Below are 24,137 nucleotides of genomic sequence, written 5' to 3'. Positions count from 1 at the left end.
ACTAAGCTGTGGCGACAATCGAAAGGACATGATGATGAAATCGGCGAACGGACCCCTGCGGGTCGGCATCGGCGGGCCGGTGGGCTCGGGCAAGACGGCGCTGACGGAGAAGCTCTGCAAGGCGATGCGCGACGACTATTCCGTCGCTGTCGTCACCAACGACATCTACACCAAGGAAGATGCCGATGCGCTGGTGCGCATGCAGGCTCTGTCGTCCGACCGCATCGTCGGTGTCGAGACGGGCGGTTGCCCGCATACGGCGATCCGCGAGGATGCGACGATCAATCTGCAGGCGATCGCGGGCCTCAACCAGCGTATCCCGGATCTCGACGTCGTGTTCATCGAATCGGGCGGGGACAATCTGGCGGCGACCTTCTCGCCGGATCTTGCCGACATCACCATCTACGTGATCTCGACCTGTCAGGGCGAGGAGATCCCGCGCAAGGGCGGGCCGGGCATCACCCGCTCGGACCTGCTCGTCATCAACAAGAAGGATCTGGCGCCCTATGTGGGTGTCGATATCGATGTGATGGACCGGGACGCGGCGCGCATGCGCGAGATGAAGCCGCATGTCTTCACCGACCTGAAGCGCGGCGAGGGGGTCGGCCATATCGTCGAGTTCCTGCGCCGTCAGGGCGGACTCTGAAACAAAAAAGGCCGGCAGCCCTCCAGCCGCCGGCCAACGCCTGTTGCTGGACACCCCTGTCGCAACACGCGTGGATCAAGGACCCGCTCTGTCTATCGTGTCCTCGAAGCGTCGGATTCTCGCAGAGCCTGCACATCACCGACTTGGATAATCCGACCGCGGACGGTCACGCCCGCCTTGCGCAGGCTGGAAAAGGCGCGAGACAGTGCCTCGGGCGCCAGGCCCAGCATGCCGGCGAGCAGGTTCTTCTGGAACGGCAGGCGGATCGAGGCCGGTCCCCGCTCGTCAGGGCAGCGGCTGACGATGTAATTCGCGACGCGCTGGGGCGCGGTGAACAGCCGGTCATTGGTGATGCAGTCGATCGTATCCTGCAGATTGCGCGATATCGAGGCGATGACGGCCCTGGCGATCTCCGGCTCCTCCTGGGCAAGCTCGCGCACCGCCTGCATGTCAAAGCGGGCCAGCGTCGTCGGCTCGGCGGTCAGCGCGTTGTAGCGATAGGTGTTTTCGCCGAAAAGCAGGCATTGGGCGAAGGTATCGCCCGGGGCGCAGACCATGATGTCGGCCTCGCGGCCTTCGCGGCTCAGCCTGAAGAGGCGCACATAGCCGCTCAAAACGCAATAGAAGGCGTCAGCAGGTTCACCCTCGCGCGCCACGAATTTTCGGGCGGGAAGCGTGCTCACCGTCATCGCCGACATCAGGCGAACCAGGGTCTCCTGGCTCAGGCCCGCAAGGAACGGGGCCTTGAGAAGCACGGCCCGGTCTCGATTGTTGAGCTTCAGGTTGCTGTTCATGTCCGCCATCTCTTCCCTATGCGACTGTTTTGACCACCCATGGTGGTACAATAGCCTTTGCTGAAGAGAGGGATTTGATACTGATCAAATGTGCGATGCATTTCGTCCTCGGCAGAATTCGCATGCCAAGAGCGGAAACGGCCGCCTTTATGGCGGCCGTCTGGATCATCGCATACCGCGCTGGGCGCCGATGCCGCGCGTGCCGGTGTCCTGCTCGATCTGGACCAGGCGCTCTTGGAGATCGGAAAGGCCGCGGTCGTTGCTCTGCGTCCGGCGCGTGAGTTCTTCCGGCGACAGGACTTCCTCGTCCTCTTCCTTCTTCCCGACGAAGCGGCCGAAGAGTTTTCCGAGCAGGCGCGACAGGTCGTCCATGATGAGGAAGAAGGACGGCACGACAACGAGGGACAGCACGGTCGAGACGATGATGCCGCCGATGACCGCGATCGCCATCGGCGCGCGGAAGGAGCCACCTTCGCCAACGCCCATGGCCGAGGGCAGCATGCCGGCGGACATGGCGATCGAGGTCATGATGATCGGCCGCGCGCGCTTGCGGCCGGCCTCGACCATGGCGTGAACCCGTTCCAGCCCGTGCCGCTTCATCTCGATGGCGAAATCGACGAGCAGGATGGCGTTCTTCGTCACGATACCCATCAGCATCAGAATGCCGATCAGCACCGGCATGGAAAGCGCGTTCTGCGTGACGATCAGCGCCACCGCAACGCCGCCGATGGCGAGCGGCAGCGAGAAGAGGATGGTGAAGGGCTGGATGACATCCTTGAACAGCAGGATCAGCACGACGAGCACCAGCATCAGCCCGAGCAGCATGGCATTGCCGAAGCTCTGCTGCATTTCGGCCTGGACCTTCGCGTCACCGCTTTCGGCCAGCCGCACCGTGGGCGGAAGCTCGGTCTCGTCGACGATGCGCTTGAACTCGGCGGTTGACGAATCCAGTGCCGTGCCGAAGGGGACGTCGGAGCCGATGGCGACGACGCGGTTGCGGTCGTTGCGCTTGATCGAGCTCGGGCCCTCCGCATAGTCGATATCGGCGACGCTGGTAAGCGGCACCATGGAGCCGGACGAAGTCTTGACCTTGAGATTGCGGATCGCCTGCAGGTCGCGGCGCACGTCGAGCGAGGTCTGGACGCGGATCGGGATCTGCCGGCTGTCGAGCGAGATTTTCGCGAGGTTCGCATCGATATCGCCGATCGTCGCGACGCGGACTGTCTCCGAGATCTGCTGCGGCGTGATGCCGAGGCGCGAGGCTTCCGCCATGCGGGGTCGGATCTGCAGTTCTGGGCGGGGCAGGGCGCCGTCGGACGAAACGTTGGCCAGGATGCTGGAGGCGCGCAGGCGCGATTCCAAGAGGCTGACCGCCTCGTTCAGGTCGTCCTCGTTGGAGGAGAGGAAGTTGAACGAGAGCTCGCGCTCGGCGCGGTCGTTGACCTTGGAAATGCGCACGTCCGGGATGGAACGGACCGCGGCGAAGATATCCTTCTCCACATCCCATTGCGGCCGGGTGCGGCCGTTTTCCGGCAGCTTCGGCAGGTAGCCGCCGATCAGCGGCAGGCCGCCGAGGCCCTTGTTGACCAGCGTCTTGACCAGCGAGTGATCGATATTCTTCAGGATGACGCGGACCGTCGAGCGGCGCAGTTCCAGATCGCCCTTGGGCGAGGCGCCGCCAAGGGTAAAGACGCTCTCGACGCCATCGATATTGCGCACGGCCTCGAAGACCTGGGCGCTGACGACATCGGTCTCGTCGAGCGTCGCATTGGGCGGCAGTTCGACGGACAGCACGACGCGCGATGAATCGTCCGGCGGCAGGAAGGAGCCGGGTACCTTGCTGAGCAGGACCATGGAGCCGAAGAGGAAGGCGATTGCCGCAATGAGGGTGGCATAGCGCCAGTACCATTTGCGGGTCGTGCCGGTGACGAGGCGGGTATAGGCGCGCATCATCCAGCCGTCATTGTCCTCGTGGTCGTCCATCGCGTCTTCGGCGCGCATCAGATAGGCGGCCATCAAAGGCGTGATCAGGCGCGCTACAGCGAGCGAGAAGAAGACCGAGAAGGCGACGGTGAGGCCGAACTGGATAAAATACTGGCCCGGAATGCCCGGCATGAAGGAGACCGGCACGAAGACGGCGATGATGGTGAAGCTCGTCGCGATCACCGCAAGGCCGATTTCGTCGGCGGCTTCCAGGGCCGCGCGATACGGCGTCTTGCCCATCTTGATATGGCGGGCGATGTTTTCGATCTCGACGATCGCGTCGTCGACGAGAATGCCGGTGGCGAGCGTCAGTGCCAGGAAGCTCACGAGGTTCAGCGAGAACCCCATGATATCCATGATCCAGAAGGTCGGGATGGCGGAAAGCGGCAAGGCCACGGCGGCGATCAGCGTCGCGCGCCAGTTGCGCAGGAACAGGAAGACGACGATAACGGCGAGGATGGAGCCTTCCATCAGCGTGTGGAGTGCCGCCTCGTAGTTTCCGTAAGTGAAGTAGACGCTGTCGTCGACCATCTCGATCGCGACGTCCGGATGGGCCTTGCGGATGATGTCGAGGCTTTCGGCAACGGTTTCAGCAACCGAGACCTCGCTGGCACCCTTGGCGCGGAAGACGGCGAAGGTGACAGCCGGGGTGCCGTTGAAGCGCGAGAAGGATTTCGGCTCCTCATAGGTGTCGGTGACGCGGCCGAGCTCGGACAGCTTGACGAAGCGGCCGTTGGGGAGCGCGATTGAGGTATCGGCAAGCTGCGCCACGTCGCGGGCGTCGCCGAGGGTGCGGATCGACTGCTCGTTGCCGGCCACCTGACCACGGCCCGAACCGAGGTCGACGTTGGTTCCGCGCATCTGCGTGTTCACGTCGGCGGCGGTGATGCCATAGGCGTCGAGCTTGGCCGGGTTGAGGGCGACACGCACTTCGCGGTCGGCGCCGCCGTAACGATCGACGCGGCCGATGCCGGGCTCGCCCTGCAATTCGCGGGTGATCGTGTCGTCGACGAACCACGAAAGTTCCTCAAGCGTCATGTTTGGCGAGGAGACGGCGAAGGTCTGGATCGCCTGGCCTTCGACATCGACCTTGGTGACGATGGGTTCCTCGATGCCGGCCGGCAGGTCGCCGCGGATCTTGTCGATTGCGTCCTTGGTGTCCTGCACGGCTTCCGCCGTCGGCTTTTCGATGCGGAAGACAACCGTGGTCAGCGACTGGCCGTCGGTGACGGTCGACTGGATCTCGTCGATGCCGCTGATCGAGGCGACCGCATCCTCGATCTCCTTGGTCACCTGCATTTCAAGTTCGGACGGCGAGGCACCACTCTGCGCCACCGTGACGGAGACGACGGGAACGTCAATGTTAGGGAAGCGGGTGATCGGCAGCGCATAGAAGGACTGAATGCCGACGACCATCAGCAGCACGAAACCGAGCAGCGGCGCGATCGGATTCTTGATCGACCAGGCGGAGAAGTTCATTGGGAATTCTCCGTGGCCTTGGCGGTTTTGTCTTCGGGAACGGGTTTGATGTGATCGCCGTCGCGCACGAAGGCGCCGGCCTTGGCCACGACGACGTCGCCTGCCTCGATGCCGCTGACGACCTGGATGAAGCCGCCGTCCTGGAAGCCGGTGACGATCTCGGCCTGCTTGACGACGCCGTCTTCCACCTTGCGGGTGGTGGCGCCCTGTCGGCCGACTGTCACGGCGGACAAGGGAGGGCAAGCGCCTCGGTTTCCTCGACGATGACGGAGGCGCGGCCATACATGCCGGCGCGCGCGCCGCTATCGGCATCGATCTCGACATGGACGAGGCCGAGCCTTGTCGTCGGGTCGACGGTCGGTGATACGAGCCGCACGCGGCCTTCGATCTCCTTGCCGTTGCCGGCAACCGCAACGACTGCCTTCTGGCCGATCTTGGCCTTCTGGATGTCGGTTTCGGAAATATCGGCGACCAGTTCGATCGCGCCGTCGCGGATGACGGTGAACAGCGGATCGCCGTTGCCCGAGGCGATGGCGCCGACCTTGGCATTCTTGACCGAAACGACGCCATCGACCGGGCTTTTCACGCCGGTGCGGGCAAGCTGCAGTTCGACATCGGCAAGCTGGGCCTCGATAACGCGGACATCGGACTGCGCGACGGTGACGGACTGCCGCGCGGCGTTGAGTCGGGCGCGCGCGACCTGGACCTGGGCATTGGCCTGTTCCAACTGCGAAATCGTGCTGGTGCCGTTCTCGCTGAGTTTTTCCGTGCGGTCGCGCCGACGCACCATGTCATCCTGATTGGCTTCGGCTTCGATGACCTGCGCCTCGTATTGGGCGACCGATGCCTCGGCCTTGGCCTTGTTGGCCTGATACTGGCTCTTCTGCAGGATCAGCGCATCGTCGTTCAGCGTCGCGAGTACCTGGTCTGCCTTGACCTCATCGCCGACATCGACATTGAGCTGCTTGACCGAAAGGCCTTCGACGAGCGGCTGGACCTGGATTTCGTCGACCGGGCGTATCGTACCGGTCGCGACGATACGGTCCGTCAGCGGCCGTTTCACCGCTTCGGTCACAACGATCGCCGGGAGCTTTGCCTGAGATGCTGCCGGAGCATTTGCTTCCTGTGCCGCAAGTGGAGAGGCGACAAGCAAAGCAATCAGCGGCAGGATCGAGTTCGATGGGCGGTAAGACATGCAGCAAATCCAATGTTCGGAGAAGCAGGTCCACACGACCGACATAGTCGCGCCGCCATACCTCCTCCCTGTATGACGCGCGGTGAACTCTGCATCCGACAATTACTTCCGGCATAAGGCGGAAAAATTATCTGCATGTTCTGGCGCCACTTTTACGTGTTCATCGTCTCACGATCAATCCGTCGCCAGCCGACGAAATGACATGTGCTCATGGCAAAAAAATGCCCGGTTTGTTGCCGGGCATGAAGAATATCGAATGCAATTGTTGCCGGATTATTTCAGCGCGGCTTCCGTAATATCGGCCGTATAGGCGCCTTCCGGTGCCTTGCTGATGATCTTCTGGTCGGTAAGAGCCTTCACCGTGCGTTCGTAAGTTCCCATGTCCAGCTTGCCGTCGCCGATCAGCTTGGCGACTTCGCCCATCATCCGCTTCTGATGGTTTTCGTCCTGGCCGCCATTGTCCATGACGATTTCGGCGGCTTCATCCGGGTTGTCGATCGCGTATTTCCAGCCCTTCATGGAGGCGCGGACGAACTTGACCATGTTTTCCTTGAACTTCGGATCGGCGAGCTTGGTTTCGAGCGCGTAGAGGCCGTCTTCCAGCAGGTCGTTGCCAAGCGCCGTGTAGTTGAAGACGACGAGGTCTTCGGCCTTGAAGCCGGCGTCGATCGCCTGCCAGTATTCGTTATAGGTCATGACCGAGATGCAGTTTGCCTGCTTCTGGACGAGTGGCTGCACGTCAAAGCTCTGCTTCAGCACGGTCACGCCGTCGGCGCCGCCCTCGGTCTTCAGGCCGAGCTTGTTCATCCAGGCGAAGAACGGATATTCGTTGCCGAAGAACCAGACGCCGAGCGTCTTGCCCTTGAAATCCGCTTCGGTCTTGACCGGGCCGTCCTTCGGGCAAATCAGTTCGAGGCCGGATTTCTGAAACGGCTGGGCGATATTGACGAGCGGCACACCTTTCTCGCGGGCCACCAGAGCGCCGCCCATCCAGTCGACGATCACGTCGGCGCCGCCGCCGGCAATGACCTGTTCGGGCGCGATGTCGGGACCGCCCGGCTTGATCGTCACGTCGAGGCCTTCCTCTTCGTAGAAGCCCTTGTCCTTGGCGACGTAATAGCCGCCGAACTGGCCCTGGGCCACCCATTTCAACTGCAGCGTCAGCGCGTCGGCTGCAAACGCCTGTGCGGCGGCGAGGGACATTGCCCCGGCCATCAATGCCATCATGATCTTTTTCATTGCCGTCACCCTCTGTTTTCCGCCCTTGCGATGTTACGCGGGCGGTTCGTTGCGCCTAACCCCCACGGTTAGACGGATGCCAGAATGTCGTCGCGCGCTCGCCAAGCGCCACGACACCATAAAAGACCGAGCCGACCAGCGCCGCAACGGCGATTTCGGCCCATACCATGTCGACATTCATGCGGCCGATCTCGGTGGATATCCGGAAGCCCATGCCGACGATCGGGGTGCCGAAGAATTCCGCCACGATCGCGCCGATCAGCGCCAGTGTCGAGTTGATCTTCAGCGCATTGAAGATGAAGGGCATGGCCGCCGGCAGGCGCAGCTTGGTCAGCGTCTGCCAGTAATCCGATGCGTAGGAGCGCATCAGGTCGCGTTCCATGGAACCTGCTGCCGAAAGTCCGGCGATGGTGTTCACCAGCATCGGGAAGAAGGTCATGACGATGACGACGGCGGCCTTGGACTGCCAGTCGAAGCCGAACCACATGACCATGATGGGGGCGACGCCGATGATCGGCAGGGCGGACATCAGGTTGGCGATCGGCAGCAGGCCTCGGCGGAAGAAGGCGATGCGGTCCGCAAGGATCGCCACGGCGAAGCCTACAGCGCAGCCGACGACATAGCCGAAGACGACGGCCTTGAAGACAGTCTGCTGGACATCGGTCCAGAGCGTCGGGACGGAAGTGGTAAGGCGGGCGCCGATCGCGGATGGTGGCGGCAGGATGATGAAGGGGATGCCGAGGCCGCGGGTGATTGCTTCCCAGAGGATCAGAATCCAGGCGCCGAAGATCGCCGGAATGACGAGGCGCAGCAGGCCGTCGAGGGCTCTCGATCGGGTTTTGATGGCCGAGAGCAGGCTGACGCAGCGCCAGGCGAGCAGCCAGTTGGCGGCAAGGACGAAGAGGAAGGCAGGGGATGCGCTTCCTTCATTGCCGTTGAGCCGTGAGAGAAGCAGGCCAACCGAAAGGTGGCTGCAGACGAAAAGCACGACGGCGAGGAAAAGGCCTGGAAGCGGCAGAAGCGATGCGGCAGCGGCGCCGATCGCCAGCACGTAGACGGAAAACATCCTGACCGGCACGTACGGGTCCGGGATGTCGGAAATGCCGAGCGGGAACGTGGCCAGCGCTGTAAGTGCCAGCACGAGTGCAAGCCAGGACTGCCAGGAGCGCATCACCATGGTCATGCCGGCCTCCCTTGCGGTTTTGTCCCCATGGCGCGGTCGACGAGCCTGCCGACAAGGGTGACGATCGCGACCAGCAGTGCGGCGAGAACCGAGCCGGCGATCAGCGCCGCCCATATATCGATCGTCTGGCTGTAATAGGCGCCGGCGAGCAGTTTGGAGCCGATGCCGGCCACCGCTCCCGTCGGCAGTTCGCCGACGATCGCGCCGACGACGCTGGCGGCGATCGCAACCTTCATCGAGGTGAAGAGGAAGGGGATGGAGGCCGGCACGCGCAGTTTCCAGAACGTCTGGGCACCGCTCGCATTATAGGTGCGCATCAGGTCGAGCTGGATCAGTTCCGGCGATCGCAGGCCCTTCACCATGCCGACGGCGACGGGGAAGAAAGAGAGATAGGTCGAGATCAGCGCCTTGGGCAGAAGTCCGGTAATGTTGACGGCGCCGAGTACGACGATGACCATGGGTGCTACGGCAAGGATCGGCACCATTTGCGAGGCGATGATCCAGGGCATAAGGCTGCGCTCCAGCGCCCGGACATGGACGATGCCGACGGCGATCAGGATGCCGAGCAGCGTGCCGAGCGTGAAGCCGACGACGGTCGACGAGAGCGTCACCCAGGCATGGTAGACGAGGCTGCGGTTTGAAGTGACGCGGCGCAGGAAGGTGTTTTCGAAGACGTTCGTTGCCACCTGATGCGGCGCCGGAAGCGTCGGTTTCGGCTGCGACATGGTCTTTTCGAAGAATTCCATGGAAGTCGAGGTGACATTGCCGCGCCGGTCGAGATCGCGCTGGAAGGGGGCGTTCATGAAGTAGGCTCCGGCATACCAGATGGCGATGATGGCAAGCACGATCGTCGCGACGGGCAGGATACGGTGCTGAAACAGCTTTTCCTGTCGCATCAGCCTTTCGCCCCCATCGGAAAGAGCATCAGCACCATCGCCGCGACCCCGAGCCCGACGCCGGCAAGCTGGGTCGCACTCAGCTTCTCGCCGAAGATGAAGACGGCGATGACGTTGATCAGCAGCAGCTGCGCGATGGCCGAAGCCGAGATCGCCAGCCCAAGCCCACCCTCGCGCATCAGTTTCACCATCATCAGGTTGCCGACGCAGTAGAGCGTGAGCGAGAAGACGAGCAGCAGCATGTTGCTGGTGGCGATATAGGCACGCGACGCGGTGGCTGCGGCAAGGAAGACCGCCATGGCGCCTGCGAGCCAGAGGAGGAAGACGGGGTTCATGGGGCCGGTTCCTCGTGATGCGCCATGTTGCCAGCGATGGTCTTACCCCGCGACTCACCCCCTCTGCCCTGCCGGGCATCTCCCCCACAAGGAGGGAGATCAGCTGGGGGCTTGCCAACCATTCCGTCATTGACCTTTGCATATTTCTCGACATTGCCTGGAGGCGATGGGCGTGCCGCTTGTGATCTCCCCCTTGTGGGGGAGATGCCCGGCAGGGCAGAGGGGGTATCTTTCGACAGTGCGGACGGCATGTTCGAGAGATTATTCCTCATAGCTATGCCCCGCCCTTAGCCCCTCGCGCACACGATGGGCGATCGCCAGAAACTCCGGCGTCTCGCGGATCTCGAGCGGGCGTTCCTTGGGAAGCGCCGAGGTGATCACGTCGGTCACCCGGCCGGGGCGGGGAGACATGACGACGATCTTTGTCGAAAGGTAGACGGCCTCGGGAATGGAGTGAGTGACGAAGCAGATGGTCTTTTCCGTCCGCGCCCAGAGTTTCAGCAGCTGTTCGTTCAGGTGGTCGCGGACGATCTCGTCGAGGGCGCCGAAGGGTTCGTCCATCAGCAGGAGGTCGGCATCGAAGGCAAGCGCACGGGCGATCGAGGCGCGCTGCTGCATGCCGCCGGAAAGCTGCCAGGGATATTTCTTGCCGAAGCCCGCAAGATTGACGAGGTCGAGCGTGCGCTCGATGCGCGCCTTCCGCTCCGCCGCTGTGTAGTTCATGATTTCCAGCGGCAGCGCGATGTTCTTCTCGATTGTGCGCCAGGGATAGAGTGCCGGTGCCTGGAAGACATAGCCGTAGGAGCGTGACTTTCGCGCATCTTCCGGCGTCATGCCGTTTACGGCGATCTCGCCCGAGGTTGCCGTCTCAAGATCAGCTATGACGCGCAGAAACGTCGTCTTGCCGCAGCCTGAGGGGCCGATGAAGGAGACGAAATCGCCCTTTTTCACCTCCAGGTCGACATTGGATAGCGCATGGACCGGGCCGTCGCCGGTCTCGAAGGTCAGACCGAGCTTCCTGGCGGAGACGACCGAAGACTGATTGGCATTTATCGGCATGTCGGCATCAGCCCCATTTTCGTGTCACGGATGAAACCGAAGCTCCGCCTACGGCGGATTTCGTCGGTCTCGGGCACTGATTGTGATAGAAGGTCGGAGTACTGATCTCTAAGGAGGAACATGGCGATGGATACCGCATCAAAGCCCACCTGCCGCATCGTGAAACCGGGCTCGTCCTATGACGGGAAGCAGGGGCTGAGCTATTTCGAGGGCATTTCTGCCCAGAGCGTCGCATCGCAGGGCATCTGCATGCATCTTCTGACCATCCCGCCTGGCGGGCAGGCCAAGGCCCATCTCCACCAGTCCCACGAGACGGCGATCTACATGCTGTCCGGCTCGGCCGACACCTGGTATGGCGACCGGCTGGAGAACCATGTCGTCGTCCATGCGGGCGAGCTTTTCTACATTCCCGCCGGCGTGCCGCATGTTCCCGCCAACCGCAGTACGACGCCGTGCACCGCGATCATCGCGCGCACCGACCCCAATGAACAGGAGAGTGTCGTGCTTCTGCCGGAGCTGGATGCGCTGGTGCCTGCCTAACAACGATCTCTTCCGGTGGACGGAGAGGCTGCCGATCGAAACGGATGCCCTCATCTTACACACCGCTCGCCGGGATGCCGGTGCGTTCCACCTTGCGGGGCGCGGTCAGTTCCTTCCAGGTGGACAGGGCCTTGTTGACGGCAGGGTAGGGCTCGCGGGCGACGAACTGGCCGTGGCCTTCGCGGCTCTTCATTGCGCCGTCCTCGACGGCCACGACGCCACGGGTCAGCGTGTAGCGCGGCAGGCCGGTCACCTGTTTGCCCTCGAAGACGTTGTAGTCGATCGCCGATTGCTGGGTCTTCGACGAGATCACCTTCGACTTCTTCGGGTCGAGCACGACGATATCGGCATCGGCGCCGACCAGGATCGCTCCTTCTTCGGATAGACGTTGAGGATCTTGGCGATGTTGGTGGAGGTGACGGCGACGAATTCGTTCATGGTGATGCGGCCGGTCGCCACGCCATAGGTCCAGAGCATCAACAGTCGATCCTCCAGCCCACCGGTGCCGTTCGGGATCTTTCGGAAATCGCCGAGGCCGGTGCGCTTCTGGTCTGTGGTGAAGGCGCAGTGGTCTGTCGCCACGACCTGCAGCGAGCCGGAGGACAGGCCGGCCCAGAGTGAATCCTGATGCTGCTTGTTGCGGAAGGGTGGCGACATGACGCGGCGGGCGGAATGATCCCAGTCCTTGTCGAAATATTCGCTTTCATCGAGCGTCAGGTGCTGGATCAGCGGCTCGCCATAGACGCGCATGCCGTTCTGCCGCGCCCGGCGGATCGCTTCGTGCGCCTGTTCGCAGGAGGTGTGGACGACGTAGAGCGGCACGCCGGCCATGTCGGCGATGATGATGGCGCGGTTGGTCGCCTCGCCCTCGACGGAGGCGGGGCGCGAATAGGCGTGCGCTTCCGGCCCGTTATTGCCTTCGTCCATCAGCTTCTGCTGCATGGCGGCGACGACATCGCCGTTTTCGGCATGGACGAGCGGCAGGGCGCCGAGCTCGGCGCAGCGGGAGAACGAGGCGAACATCTCGTCGTCGTTCACCATCAGCGCGCCCTTATAGGCCATGAAGTGCTTGAAGGTGTTGATGCCCTTGTCCTGAACCACTGTCTTCATGTCGTTGAAGACCTGCTCGCCCCACCAGGTGACGGCCATGTGGAAGGAATAGTCGCAATGGGCGCGCGTCGCCTTGTTGTCCCAGCGCTTCAGCGCATCGAGCAGCGACTGGCCGGGATCAGGCAGGCAGAAATCGACGACCATGGTCGTGCCGCCGGCAAGGGCTGCACGGGTGCCGCTATCGAAATCATCGGCGGAATAGGTGCCCATGAAGGGCATTTCGAGATGTACATGCGGGTCGATGCCGCCCGGCATGACATAACAGCCGGTGGCGTCGAGAACCTCGTCTCCCTTCAGGTCAGGGCCGATCTCGACGATCTTGCCGCCGTCGATCTTCACGTCGGCCTTGTAGGTGAGGTCGGCGGTGACGATGGTTCCGTTCTTGATCACTGTGGCCATGGTCGTTCCCCTGTTGGCTTCTTTTAATGTGTCAATTAAGTAAGGCCGGCGATGTGCAGCAATGCCGCCTCTATCCTCCTCAAGTCACCGTCGCTCAATCGTCCGATCTGCTGCCGGATCACTTCTTTTCTTAGCGGCGAGATCTTCTCGACCATGGTTTGAGTTACTTCCTGCAGTCCATTTTCTGCGTTCGGCACGATGATTGGGCGCAGCAAAGGCGCGTCGATGAGATGTGTGGTCATAGGGCATGCGAGAACCGTACTGAAGATTTCGATGAGATCATCAGATTGTAGAATGACTGCGGGTCGGGGTTTGCCAAGTTCGCCGGGGAAAACCGCAATAACGACATCTCCACGGCTTAGTTTCATGGCTTGTCCCAATCGGTAGGACCGACGGTATCTACCCAATCCATGATGTTGTCTGTCCGATCGGCGATCGCGATCCGATGGGCCTCCTCCTGCAGTTGCAGACGAAGAGCTTCATTTCCGAGATCCGGCACCCAAATTTCGACAGGGCGATAGCCGCGACGCAGCAAGTCTGCGCGTTCCTCCTGTGACAATTCTGTCGGGCGTCCCATCGATTGCTCCTAATCGTAAATGTTGCTCAGTCCCGTTCCGCAATTTTCGCTGTCGATCCTGATATCCACTTTGCCGCTCATCTTGGCGACGGCGATGGCTCCGTTCTTGATTTCTGTGACCAGTTCTTAGTCTCTATAGCCGAATACTTGGTAGAATTGACCGGGCTTATCCCACTCTCTAACAAATGGGAGGTAAGTGTCCGCACGCGTAAAGCGACGATCGCCCAAAAAGACCTTCTCGTACGTTCCGTCACCTTTCTTAAATCGGGTACGAAGAGCCTTTGCCTCATGCAGAGGCCACCATTGATGACCGTATCTCACGCACCACTTTGTATTCATTTCCTTGCCTGCGAAATGAATTACCCTCCGAATTCGCTTCATCCGAATTCCCGAAGTATTTCGGCTAAGTACGTAAATTGGGTCTCCAAGACTTTTGAATGATTGCCAATTCATGTGCCTATCTTCCTATTATGGGAATAGGGATATTTACTCCACAATCTCCGCCGTCTCCACCACCGCATGGAACAGCACGTCACACCCCGCCGCGGCCCACTCTTTAGATATCTCTTCGGCCTCGTTATGTGACAGCCCGCCAACGCAGGGGCAGAAGATCATCGTCGAAGGCGCGACCTTGGATGCCCAGCAGGCGTCGTGGCCGGCGCCGGAGATGATGTCCATGTGTGAGTAGCCGAGCTTTTCGGCCGCATCGCGCACGCGGCCGACCAGTGTCGGGTCGAAGGTCACGGGATCGAAATGGCCGACGGCTTCCACTGAGCAGCCGACGCCGAGAGCGTCGCAGATCTCTTTTGCGCCGACCTCCACCTTGGCCCGCATGCGGTCGAGCTTTTCCTGGCTCGGCGTGCGCATGTCGACAGTGAAGACGACCTTGCCGGGCAGCACGTTGCGGGAGTTCGGCGAGAAGAATGCCTGGCCGACGCCGGCGACCGCACCAGGCTGCTCCGCCATCGCCACCTCCTGCACCATTTCAAGGATGCGGCCGAAGGCGAGGCCGGCATTGACGCGCATCGCCATCGGGGTCGAGCCCGTATGGGCCTCCTTGCCGGTCAGGGTGAATTCCAGCCACCAGAGGCCCTGACAATGGGTGACGACGCCGATCTGCTTTTCTTCGGCCTCAAGGATCGGGCCCTGTTCGATGTGATATTCGAAATAGGCGTGCATCTTGCGGGCGCCGACTTCCTCGTCGCCCAGCCAGCCGATGCGCTTCAGTTCGTCGCCGTAGGTCTTGCCGTCCGGATCCTTGCGGCCATAGGCGTAGTCGAGTGAGTGGATGCCGGCAAAGACGCCGGAGGCGAGCATGGCGGGGGCGAAGCGAGCGCCTTCCTCGTTGGCCCAGTTGGTGACGACGATCGGGTGCTTCGTCCTGATGCCGAGGTCGTTCATCGAACGCACGACTTCCAGCCCCGCAAGCACGCCGAGTACGCCGTCATATTTGCCGCCGGTCGGCTGGGTGTCGAGATGGGAGCCGACATAGACGGGCAGGGCTTTGGAATCTGTGCCGGGGCGGGTGGCGAACATCGTGCCCATCTTGTCAGTGGCGACCGTCATTCCAGCCGCCTCGCACCATTTCTGGAAGAGATGGCGGCCCTCGCCATCGGCGTCGGTCAGGGTCTGGCGGTTGTTGCCGCCGGCAATGCCGGGGCCGATCTTCGCCATGGCCATCAGCATGTCCCAGAGACGGTCGCCGTTGACGCGCAAGTTCTCGCCCGGTGCTGCCACCATTCGTTCAGTCCTCACCTGTTTTCACGTCCTGCCGTGGCGGCAGTATGCTTGTTGTTCCCGATGGTCTTTTCTCGTCGGACCAGAGGTTTCGCCCTGCTGGCGTCGGAGATCGGCATTGCCTTTATTTCGCTTGTCGCCGATAATTTGACCGGTTGGTAAAAGCTTACAATGTCCGCGGTTTCACTCAAGTCGAAATCATCAAAAACACAGATGTTTTCGAAGATTTTGCGGGCGCGAAGAAGAAGGGCGAAAAGACGAATGGCCATCCCGAGGGCGGCTCAGACGCAGCGGCGCACCCGCATTCAGGAGGAGAAGGAAGAGCGCATCCTGGAAGCCGCGCTCGACGTGTTTTCGGCAAACGGTTTTCGCGGTTCGACGATCGACCAGATCGCCGAGGCGGCGGGCATGTCCAAGCCCAATCTTCTCTATTATTTCCGCACCAAGGACGCGATGCACCGGCAGCTGATCGACCGGGTACTGTCCACATGGCTGGAACCGCTCAGAGCGCTTGACGCCGAGGGCAATCCGGAAGCGGAGATCCGTTCCTATATCCGCCGCAAGCTTGAGATGGCGCGCGACTTTCCGCGCGAGAGCCGGCTCTTCGCCAACGAGGTGCTGCAGGGTGCGCCGCATATCGAGGACGAGCTGAAAGGTCCGCTGAAAGAGCTGGTGGACGAGAAGGCTGAGGTGATCCGTGCCTGGGCGCGAACCGGCAAGATCGCCAAGTGCGATCCCTATCACCTGATATTCTCGATCTGGTCGACGACCCAGCACTATGCCGATTTCGACGTGCAGGTGCGCGCGGTGCTCGGCCAGGCCTATGCGGGCGAGGGGCGGTTCGAGGATGCGGCGCGGTTTCTGGAGCAGCTGTTCATGGGTGGGTTGCTGCCGCGGTAGAGTGGGTGATCACGCAACAGCCGCGCCCCTCACCAACAAAATCTAGCACTTAGCCTCCGGCTAAGATGCTGATTTTGTAACCTCTCCCACAAGGGGAGAGGTAAACTCGCCGATGGTGCGGCATACCTATCTCTCCCCCTGTGGAGAGAAAGCGATTTCAACATCTTAGCTTCAGCTAAGTGTTAGAAATCGCAAGTGAGGGGATCATTTTGAACTCAATATCTACATGCCTCTTGACGCAAAAAAACGCCGGCGCTGGGGCCGGCGTTTTCCGTCTTGGGAGACTTGCAGCCTATCAGGCGGCTGCAGACTTTGCGGTCGGGACTTCCGAGATCGTCTTCAGAACCTGGGAAGCGATCTGGTAGGGGCAACCCTGCGAGTTCGGACGACGGTCTTCGAGGTAACCCTTGTAGCCGTTGTTGACGAAGGAATGCGGAACGCGGATCGAAGCGCCACGGTCGGCAACGCCGTAGGAGAACTTGTTCCACGGAGCGGTTTCGTGCTTGCCGGTCAGGCGCATGTGGTTGTCCGGACCGTAAACGTCGATATGGTCCTGCAGGTTCTTTTCGAACTGCGCCATCAGGGCTTCGAAATAGTCCTTGCCGCCGACTTCGCGCATGAACTTGGTCGAGAAGTTGCAGTGCATGCCCGAGCCGTTCCAGTCGGTGTCGCCGAGCGGCTTGCAGTGGAACTCGATGTCGATGCCGTACTGTTCCGTCAGGCGGAGCAGGAGGTAGCGGGCCATCCAGATCTGGTCGGCAGCGCGCTTGGAGCCCTTGCCGAAAATCTGGAATTCCCACTGGCCCTTGGCGACTTCGCCGTTGATGCCTTCGTGGTTGATGCCGGCAGCGAGGCACTGGTCGAGATGTTCTTCAACGATCTCGCGGGCAACTGCGCCGACATTCTTGTAGCCGACGCCGCAGTAATACGGACCCTGTGGAGCCGGGTAACCCTGTTCCGGGAAGCCGAGCGGACGGCCGTCTTCGTAGAAGAAGTATTCCTGCTCGAAGCCGAACCATGCATCTTCGTCGTCGAGGATGGTTGCGCGGCTGTTGGACGGATGCGGCGTGACGCCATCCGGCATCATGACTTCGCACATGACGAGAGCACCGTTGGTGCGAGCCGGATCCGGGTAGATCGCGACCGGCTTCAGCACGCAATCCGAGGAGCGGCCTTCGGCCTGCATCGTCGACGAACCGTCAAAGCCCCAGAGCGGCAGCTGCTCGAGCGTCGGGAAAGCGTCGAATTCCTTGATCTGCGTCTTGCCACGCAGGTTCGGTACTGGGGTGTAACCGTCGAGCCAGATGTACTCGAGCTTATACTTGGTCATGTTTTATCTCTCAGGCCGTGATCTTCATGGTTGAGCCATCCAGAATGCCTGCCTTGCGGCCGCCATCCCGGGCTTGTTCTATCAAAAGCACGTGCCGTGCCAGTTTGCCGTCTCTGGGCAGAGTGCCTTTAAAAAAATGTTACAAATGCAAGCTCGCGCACCTCTCGGTGGGACTGAATTGCATCCGCACACGGATAAGGCGGGCGTTTTGGGCGTTCGGGTGTGGGGCGCGGAACTTTCTCGCACCCATGCTGTTGGCTCTTCAACGCGCAGATTTCTGCGGCGAAACTCGACGCGATCTCAATCTTAGCTGGCAAGATATATGCAAATGATGTAAATTAATGCATCGAGCATAAAAAATAGGCAAAAATTAAGTCTTGGTCAGTTTGATGCAGTGAAGTGAGGAGGCGATAGGATGGCAAGCATCCATCGTGAAACAGCAAAAATCTACCAGTTTCCGGTCAACCCGCGGCGTCGTCTCGACAATGGTCTGACGACCCCTCTCGGTGTGGGAGACATCGTGTTCTCGGTCGTCGATACCTGCTGGTATCATGACGAAGCGGTTCGCGAAGAGGAGCGGCAGCCAGAGCGGCCAAAGCCCTGCTGAGTGACGTTTTAGGCCGGCCGCACCGCCTCAAGCGGGCGCGGCCGTGGTCCCCTGAAGTCAAAATCCGAAAAGTTTCAGCATCGCGAAGCCGAAGGCGGCGATGAAGATCCAGCCGAAGGCGCCTAGCGCCAGCGGTCGCCAGCCCTCTGCCTTCAGCTTGGCGATGTTGGCCTGCAGGCCCATCGCGCCGAGCGCCATGGAGAGCAGGAAATTGGTCAGCATGACGATGTTCCTGCTGGCCTCGGCCGGAATGTCGACCACGCTATTGACCGCCATCATGGCGATGAAGCCGAAAACGAACCAAGGCATTGGGACGCTGCCCGACTGTCCCTGACCGGTCGTGCTGGAGCGCAGGGCAAGCGCCAGCGTCATGACCAAAGGTGCCAGAAGCACGACGCGGGCGAGTTTCGAAATCGTGCCGAACTGGCCCGCGACATCACCCGCCTGAAAGGAAGCTGCGACGACCTGGGCGACTTCATGGATGGTGGCGCCGGACCACAGGCCGTAGGCGCGTTCGTCGAGCCCCAGCGGGGCTGCCAGCAACGGGTAAACCAGCATCGAGATGGAGCCGAACAGCGTGACGCAGGCAACCGCATAGGCGACATGCTCCTGCTTGCCGCGCACAACAGTGTTTGCGGCGATCACCGCGGATGCACCGCAGACCGAGGTTCCGGCGGCGATCAGGTCCGTCAGCTGGCGGTCGACGCCAAGCGCGCGACCGGCAAGCCTTATGGCGATGAATGAGGCGGCAAGGGTGAGCGCGACCATGACAAGAGCCGCACCGCCGAGCGAGAGGATCTGCGCCGCCGTCACCTGCAGGCCGAGCAGGATGATGCCGAAGCGGAGAATGCGTTTCAGCGAAAAGCCGATACCAGGTTCGATCGCGGCCGGGAGGCTCAGCGTGTTGCGGATCAGCATGCCGATGATGATCGACAGGATCAGCGGGCTGAGCGCCGTCCAGCCGGTCAGCGAGCGGATGGTCAGTGCGATCGCGGCGATCGCAGCCGTCAATAAAATGCCGGGCAGAAGTGGCGGCAGTGTCGCCAGCGAGCTGGTCCCGCGTTCTAGGGCTGTCGTGTTCGACCTCATGAAATTTCCAAAATATTCTGACTCTTTCGAAAATCATTCTCCTCCTCGCAAAAGAACAAATCCAATTGATAAGTTTTGTGATATCGTTCGATAAAATCGAATGGTGGCGTGATGACACTCGAACAGCTCAGGATATTTCTGGAGGTCGCAGCGCGCGAGCATGTGACGCGGGCAGCCGAGGTGCTCAATCTGACGCAATCGGCCGTCAGTGCCGCGATCTCGGCGCTTGAGGCGCGCCACGGGGTGATCCTGTTCGACAGGGTCGGCCGGCGCATCGCGTTGACCGAAGCCGGCAGGCTTTTTGTCGACGAGGCGCATGGCGTGCTGGAGCGGGCGAGGGCGGCGGAACTGGCGCTCGCAGATCTCGGCGGCTCGGCCTCTGGCGTGCTGCGCGTCCATGCCAGCCAGACGGTGGCGAGCTATTGGCTGCCGTCGCGGCTGGTGGGCTATCACGAGCGGTTTCCGCGCGTCGATCTGCGGCTTACCGTCGGCAATACCCGAAGTGCTGCGGAAGCGGTGCTCGCCGGTGCGGCCGAGCTTGCGGTGGTCGAGGGCGAGATCGCGATGCCGGAGCTTCGCCGCTCGCTGGTCGCGCGAGACCGGCTCGTCCTCGTGGTCGGCAGTCGCCACCCTTGGGCAGACGGGAGAGAGCTCGTGGCCCATGATCTTCTGGAAACATCCTGGATCATGCGCGAAAAGGGTTCCGGCACCCGCTCGGCCTTCGAGGCGCATCTTGCAAGCCTCGATATCGATCCGCAGTCGCTCTCCGTGGTGTTGGAAATGCCGTCCAACGAAGCGGCGATCGCGGCCGTCGAGGCCGGGTTGTCGGCAACCGTGCTCTCCAGCCGGGCGACCGAATTCCATTCGCTGGCCGGTGCGCTGCATGTAGCCAACTTCGAGATGCCGTCGCGCGCCTTCTCGACGCTGCATCACGGTGAGCGGCATGTTACGCGGGCGCTTGGTGCTATGTTGGGGATGCTGGGGGAAGGGTAAGCGAATGGCTTCCGAAACCGTCCGGCGGATCAGGCATCTTCCGCAATGAAGCCACCAGTCTGGCGTTTCCATAGGCGGGCGAAAAGGCCGTCGCTCTCGATCAGGTCTGCGGGCGCTCCTCCTCGATGACCCGCCCCTTATCGAGCACCAGAATACGATCCATCTTGGCAATGGTGGACAGGCGATGGGCAATCGCAATGACCGTTTTCCTCTCCATGACGAAATCGAGCCGGTCCTGGATCGCGGCTTCTGACTCGCTGTCCAGGGAGGATGTCGCTTCGTCCAGAACTAAGATAGGCGCGTTTTTCAGCAGGACGCGTGCGATGGCGATGCGCTGTCTCTGGCCGCCGGACAGTTTGATGCCGCGATCGCCGACAAAGGCTTCGTAGCCCGTGCGGCCTTCTGCATCCTTCAGTTCGGCAATGAACGCGTCGGCACTGGCGGTCCTTGCTGCATCCTCGATTTCCTGCCGTGTCGCTTCGGGGCGGCCGTAGCGAATATTGTCGCCGACGGAGCGATGAAGAAGAGCGACATCCTGTGCGATAACGCCGATATTTTGTCTCAGACTTCCCTGCGTAACGTTTTTTATGTCCTGACCATCGATCAAGATGGCACCATTGCCGGGATCGTAGAAGCGCAGAAGCAGGCTCACCAGCGTCGTCTTTCCTGCACCCGACAGGCCGACAAGGCCGATTTTTTCTCCGGGTTTGATGACGAGCGAAAGATCCTTGACCACTCGTTTTTCCGCCCGGTAGGCGAAGGTGACGTTCTGGAAGCGGATCTCTCCGTTCGTGACCGCAAGCTCTTCGGCTCCCGACCGATCGGTGATGGTCGGCGGTGTCGTCATCACCGGCATGGCGTCCCTGATCGTGCCGATGGCCTGGAAGATCTGCTGGCCCATCTGGAGAAAGGTGAAAGTGTGTGCTGACAGCCGCTGCAGCACGTAAACTGCTGCCACGAACTCGCCGACGGATATGAAGTCTTCGACCAGACCGGTCAGCCCGATCCAAAGGATGGTGAGCCAGAGGCCGGTATTGAGAGCGACCACGATTAATTCCGACGTCCGGTAGATCCGTTGCTCACTGTGCTGGGTGTCGACCGCATTTTGAAGGACGCGGCGGATTGCACCTGCCTCGCTGTCTTCAGCGGCAAACTGCTTGATCATCTGCATGTTGCCGTAAAGGTCGTTGACGGTGCCGGCGATCAGGCTGCGTTGTTTGGCCGTGCGGCGGGAGCGCTCAGTGAAGATGGGGGCCATCTTCACCGCCAGAGCGACGTTGAGCAGGATCCAGACGACGACAGGGAGCGCCAATTGCCAAGCGAGCGCGCTGAGCAGTACCACGGACCCCGCCATGGACAGAATGAAGCGCGGTATCGTCTGGAACGCCGCAATGATCTGCTGCTGCACGGCGGATGCGACCTGCGAAAGCCGTGAGACAACCTGTCCGGCAAAGAGATCGTGGAAGAATGCGATGTCCTGCCTCTCCACCGCCTTATGGCCCTGCCACTGGATCGCCGCCGGCATCGCAACGCTTAGCGTGTGGGATTGAAGAGTGTTCAGCAGGAACGAGGCGACCGGCATGCCCGGAAAAAGGAGCAGGCCCAGAAACGCCAACAGCCGCCACTCGCTTTTCAGGAAGGCCGCGGCGCCCTGCTGGCTGACCCCGTCAACGACTACGGAAAGCCCCCAGACGATGGTCAGATTGATCGCCTCCATTGCGATCGAGACGAGTGCAAGCGCGATTAGAACGCCGCGGAACATCGAGATGAAATGCATGAGCACCGCGACCGGGCCTTTGGAGGGCAGCGGTCGGTAAGGAATATCCAGCGGTTGGATCAGCGTCTCGAACGGGCGGTAAATCGCATCTGAAATCGACATGTCTCTATCGCTTCGAAAATCGGCAAAAAAGGCAGGTTTCAGTATTGCGACCAATAAGACCATCGTCTTCGCCACGAGGCAACCTCACGGAGCGTCAGGCCTGAAGTACAGCCGTGACATTTCGCAGGCTATATTTTTCGCAACGAAGAAAGGCCCGGGCGCATGGCGTCCGGGCCTTTCGATTTCGGTCGTTGCGTGTAGCCGATCAGGCGGCGTTGCGCATCCGGCGGCCCATGGCGCCGAGTTCGCTGCCGGCATCCAGCTTGAAGTTGCTCAGGATCTGCTGCAGCTGGCGGCTTTCGTCGGCAAGGGTCTCGCTGGCGGCGGTGGTTTCTTCCACCATCGCGGCGTTCTTCTGGGTCATCTGGTCCATGTGGTTGACCGAGGAGTTGATTTCGGCCAGCGCCGTTGCCTGTTCGCGGGCAGCGGTGGCGATCGATTCCACATGCTCGTTGACCCGGTTGACAAGGCCTTCGATCTCGACCAGCGCGCTGCCGGTGGAGCGGACGAGCGAGACGCCGCCTTCGACTTCGGCTGCCGAGGCGCTGATCAGCGTCTTGATCTCCTTGGCGGCGTTTGCCGAGCGCTGGGCAAGTTCGCGGACTTCCTGGGCGACGACCGCAAAGCCACGTCCTGCTTCACCTGCACGGGCAGCCTCGACGCCGGCGTTGAGTGCCAGGAGGTTGGTCTGGAAGGCGATCTCGTCGATGACGCCGATGATCTGGCTGATCTTGGTCGAGGATTCTTCGATACGGCCCATGGCGGTGACGGCGGAGCGGACGATCTCGCCGGACTTTGCCGCACTCTGCTTGGTCTCGTGAACCATGTCGCGGGCTTCGGTCGCACGGGCCGAAGCGGCGCGCACGGTTGCGGTGATCTCGTCGAGCGCTGCCGCGGTCTCTTCCAGCGCTGCGGCCTGCTGTTCGGTGCGCTTCGACAGGTCGTTTGCGGCGGAAGACAGTTCGGCCGAGTTGTTGTTGATCGTGCCGGCCGCGCCGCGGACATTGTGCATGGTGCCGCGCAGGCGGACCATGGTGTTGTTGACGTTGACCTGCAGTTCGGCGAAGGCGCCCTGGAACTGGCCTTCCATGCTCTGGGTCAGGTCTGCATCCGCCAGTGCTGCGATGACGCGGCGGACTTCGGTGACGGCCTCGTCGACGCTCTCGACCAGTTCGTTGACGCCGGAAGCGAAGCGGTTCAGGTCCTCGTTCTGGTAGTCCTTGGTGATGCGGCCGGAGAAATCGCCGGCGACGGCGGAGGCGACGACTGCGGAAATGCTGGACTGCAGGTCGCTGCTGCTGCGATGCAGGGCGGCTTCCTGCGCCTTCAACTCATCCATGGCGAGCGCATTGGTGCGGAAGACTTCGACCGCACGGGCCATCTCGCCGATCTCGTCCTTGCGGGCCGTATCGATGCCGAGATCGTTCACTTCGCCGTTCGCAAGGCCCGTCATGGCCTGGGTCAGCGAGCGGATCGGGCGGACGATGCCGCGGCGGGAGACCATGGTGCTGATCGCGGCGCCGATAATGATGAAGACGACGGCGGAGATTGCCGAGATCATCATGGCGGTGGTGGACGATGCGACGGCGGCGCCGCGGGCATCGGCCAGCGACTTGCCGGAATAGGTGCTGTAGACCTTGACCGTGTCGGTCACGACCTTCTGGCCGTCGAGCGCCGTCTTCAGCGCCGCAGCGATCGCCGGGGCGTCGGCCGGGTTCTTTTCGGCAATGTCGACCATGCCGCGGATCGAAGCGAAATAGCTGTCGAGCGCTGCGCGGATTGCCTTCAGCTGATCTTTCTCGGTCGCGTCGGCGGTGGATTCGATCTTCGGCAGGCGGCCGAGCATTTCGCCCGAGCGCTTCTCGGCTTCGGCCCGGAAATCCTTCGCCTTGTCCGGGGCCGAAGCCAGCTGGTAGGTCATGCGGCTGATGGCGATGATGTCGACGCGCAGGTCCATCGCCTCGCGGGCGACCTCCTCGCGGGCGCCGACGGAAACCATGGCCTTCTGCAGGCCGTAGAGGCCGGTTCCTGCAATGCCTGCGATAATCAGCGAAGAAAGACCCATCACCACGGTGACGAGGCCGAGTTTCTTCGAAATGGCCATGTCTCGAAATGCCATAGTTCACACCACTCAGTTTGCCCAACACAACAGCTCGTGGCGCGTTCT

19 protein-coding genes and 3 pseudogenes are annotated in these 24,137 nt (G+C 61.5%); 5 read left to right on the top strand and 17 right to left on the bottom strand.

The annotated features are described in order from the left end of the window. Positions 1-34: 34 nt before the first annotated feature. On the top strand, positions 35-646 hold the full coding sequence (ureG, locus tag N7E02_RS08380) for an urease accessory protein UreG (protein WP_286581418.1): 612 nt from the start codon (positions 35-37) through the stop codon (positions 644-646). Positions 647-738: 92 nt separating this feature from the next. Here the strand turns inward: ureG and N7E02_RS08375 are convergent, their stop codons facing one another. The 8 genes and pseudogenes from N7E02_RS08375 to N7E02_RS08340 form a co-directional block, all read right to left on the bottom strand. Further along, on the bottom strand, positions 739-1,440 hold the full coding sequence (locus tag N7E02_RS08375; RefSeq protein ID WP_286581417.1) for a Crp/Fnr family transcriptional regulator: 702 nt from the start codon (positions 1,438-1,440) through the stop codon (positions 739-741). Positions 1,441-1,605: 165 nt separating this feature from the next. Continuing rightward, on the bottom strand, positions 1,606-4,902 hold the full coding sequence (locus tag N7E02_RS08370) for an efflux RND transporter permease subunit (protein ID WP_286581416.1): 3,297 nt from the start codon (positions 4,900-4,902) through the stop codon (positions 1,606-1,608). Next, positions 4,899-6,097: pseudogene (locus N7E02_RS08365) on the bottom strand (efflux RND transporter periplasmic adaptor subunit). The gene N7E02_RS08370 and the pseudogene N7E02_RS08365 overlap by 4 nt, the downstream one beginning before the upstream one ends. A 273-nt stretch (positions 6,098-6,370) precedes the next feature. Beyond that, positions 6,371-7,336, bottom strand: a complete 966-nt coding sequence (locus N7E02_RS08360; RefSeq protein ID WP_286581415.1) for an ABC transporter substrate-binding protein — start codon at positions 7,334-7,336, stop codon at positions 6,371-6,373. A gap of 55 nt (positions 7,337-7,391) precedes the next feature. Further along, positions 7,392-8,519, bottom strand: coding sequence for an ABC transporter permease (locus N7E02_RS08355; protein WP_286581414.1), 1,128 nt, complete (start codon positions 8,517-8,519; stop codon positions 7,392-7,394). Beyond that, the gene (locus tag N7E02_RS08350) at positions 8,516-9,415 is read right to left on the bottom strand and encodes an ABC transporter permease (RefSeq protein WP_286581413.1); all 900 of its coding nucleotides are present in this window, start codon (positions 9,413-9,415) and stop codon (positions 8,516-8,518) included. The genes N7E02_RS08355 and N7E02_RS08350 overlap by 4 nt, the downstream gene beginning before the upstream one ends. After that, entirely contained in the window at positions 9,415-9,750 is a 336-nt protein-coding gene (locus N7E02_RS08345; RefSeq protein WP_286581412.1) for a hypothetical protein, read from the bottom strand. The genes N7E02_RS08350 and N7E02_RS08345 overlap by 1 nt, the downstream gene beginning before the upstream one ends. Positions 9,751-10,011: 261 nt before the next feature. Then, the gene (locus tag N7E02_RS08340; RefSeq protein ID WP_374730676.1) at positions 10,012-10,809 is read right to left on the bottom strand and encodes an ABC transporter ATP-binding protein; all 798 of its coding nucleotides are present in this window, start codon (positions 10,807-10,809) and stop codon (positions 10,012-10,014) included. Between the two features lie 126 nt (positions 10,810-10,935). Between N7E02_RS08340 and N7E02_RS08335 the strand changes: the two genes are divergently transcribed. Continuing rightward, the gene (locus N7E02_RS08335; RefSeq protein WP_286581411.1) at positions 10,936-11,349 is read left to right on the top strand and encodes a cupin domain-containing protein; all 414 of its coding nucleotides are present in this window, start codon (positions 10,936-10,938) and stop codon (positions 11,347-11,349) included. Between the two features lie 55 nt (positions 11,350-11,404). Here N7E02_RS08335 and hydA read toward each other — a convergent pair. The 5 genes and pseudogenes from hydA to N7E02_RS08310 form a co-directional block, all read right to left on the bottom strand. Continuing rightward, positions 11,405-12,858 (bottom strand): annotated as a pseudogene (hydA, locus tag N7E02_RS08330) (dihydropyrimidinase). A 35-nt stretch (positions 12,859-12,893) separates the two neighbouring features. Next, a complete protein-coding gene (locus N7E02_RS08325) occupies positions 12,894-13,226 on the bottom strand; it encodes a type II toxin-antitoxin system PemK/MazF family toxin (RefSeq protein WP_286581410.1) in 333 nt (110 codons plus the stop codon). After that, positions 13,223-13,435 carry an antitoxin MazE-like protein gene (locus N7E02_RS08320; protein ID WP_286581409.1) on the bottom strand — a complete coding sequence of 71 codons (213 nt, stop codon included), beginning with the start codon at positions 13,433-13,435 and terminating at the stop codon, positions 13,223-13,225. Before N7E02_RS08320 ends, N7E02_RS08325 begins: the two co-directional genes overlap by 4 nt. A 486-nt stretch (positions 13,436-13,921) precedes the next feature. Then, positions 13,922-15,175 carry a Zn-dependent hydrolase gene (locus tag N7E02_RS08315; protein ID WP_286581408.1) on the bottom strand — a complete coding sequence of 418 codons (1,254 nt, stop codon included), beginning with the start codon at positions 15,173-15,175 and terminating at the stop codon, positions 13,922-13,924. Between the two features lie 11 nt (positions 15,176-15,186). After that, complete coding sequence (locus N7E02_RS08310; RefSeq protein ID WP_286581407.1) at positions 15,187-15,441, bottom strand: hypothetical protein; 255 nt, start codon at positions 15,439-15,441, stop codon at positions 15,187-15,189. Between N7E02_RS08310 and N7E02_RS08305 the strand changes: the two genes are divergently transcribed. Then, positions 15,434-16,072 (top strand): TetR family transcriptional regulator C-terminal domain-containing protein, encoded by a 639-nt coding sequence (locus N7E02_RS08305; protein WP_286581406.1) that lies wholly within the window; start codon positions 15,434-15,436, stop codon positions 16,070-16,072. The genes N7E02_RS08310 and N7E02_RS08305 overlap by 8 nt on opposite strands. A 295-nt stretch (positions 16,073-16,367) precedes the next feature. Here N7E02_RS08305 and N7E02_RS08300 read toward each other — a convergent pair whose 3' ends face one another. Then, a complete protein-coding gene (locus N7E02_RS08300) occupies positions 16,368-17,402 on the bottom strand; it encodes a glutamine synthetase beta-grasp domain-containing protein (protein ID WP_286581405.1) in 1,035 nt (344 codons plus the stop codon). Positions 17,403-17,817: 415 nt separating this feature from the next. On the opposite strand from N7E02_RS08300, the gene N7E02_RS08295 reads away from it, so the two are divergent. Beyond that, positions 17,818-18,009, top strand: a complete 192-nt coding sequence (locus N7E02_RS08295; protein ID WP_286581404.1) for a DUF2735 domain-containing protein — start codon at positions 17,818-17,820, stop codon at positions 18,007-18,009. 57 nt (positions 18,010-18,066) lie between these two features. On the opposite strand, the gene N7E02_RS08290 is transcribed toward N7E02_RS08295, so the two are convergent. Further along, positions 18,067-19,098: a YeiH family protein gene (locus N7E02_RS08290; protein ID WP_286581403.1), complete on the bottom strand. Its 1,032-nt coding sequence runs from the start codon at positions 19,096-19,098 to the stop codon at positions 18,067-18,069. A gap of 111 nt (positions 19,099-19,209) precedes the next feature. On the opposite strand from N7E02_RS08290, the gene N7E02_RS08285 reads away from it, so the two are divergent. Further along, positions 19,210-20,091 carry a LysR family transcriptional regulator gene (locus N7E02_RS08285; protein ID WP_286581402.1) on the top strand — a complete coding sequence of 294 codons (882 nt, stop codon included), beginning with the start codon at positions 19,210-19,212 and terminating at the stop codon, positions 20,089-20,091. 29 nt (positions 20,092-20,120) lie between these two features. Here N7E02_RS08285 and N7E02_RS08280 read toward each other — a convergent pair. After that, positions 20,121-21,970 (bottom strand): annotated as a pseudogene (locus tag N7E02_RS08280) (ABC transporter ATP-binding protein). A 205-nt stretch (positions 21,971-22,175) separates the two neighbouring features. After that, positions 22,176-24,089, bottom strand: a complete 1,914-nt coding sequence (locus N7E02_RS08275; protein WP_286581401.1) for a methyl-accepting chemotaxis protein — start codon at positions 24,087-24,089, stop codon at positions 22,176-22,178. Positions 24,090-24,137 lie beyond the last annotated feature (48 nt).

The sequence above is a fragment of the Terrirhizobium terrae genome (assembly GCF_030323265.1).
Taxonomy (GTDB): Bacteria; Pseudomonadota; Alphaproteobacteria; order Rhizobiales; family Rhizobiaceae; genus Neorhizobium.
The sequence above is the reverse complement of the archived record's forward strand: the minus strand, read 5'-3'. Positions and strand labels throughout refer to the sequence as shown.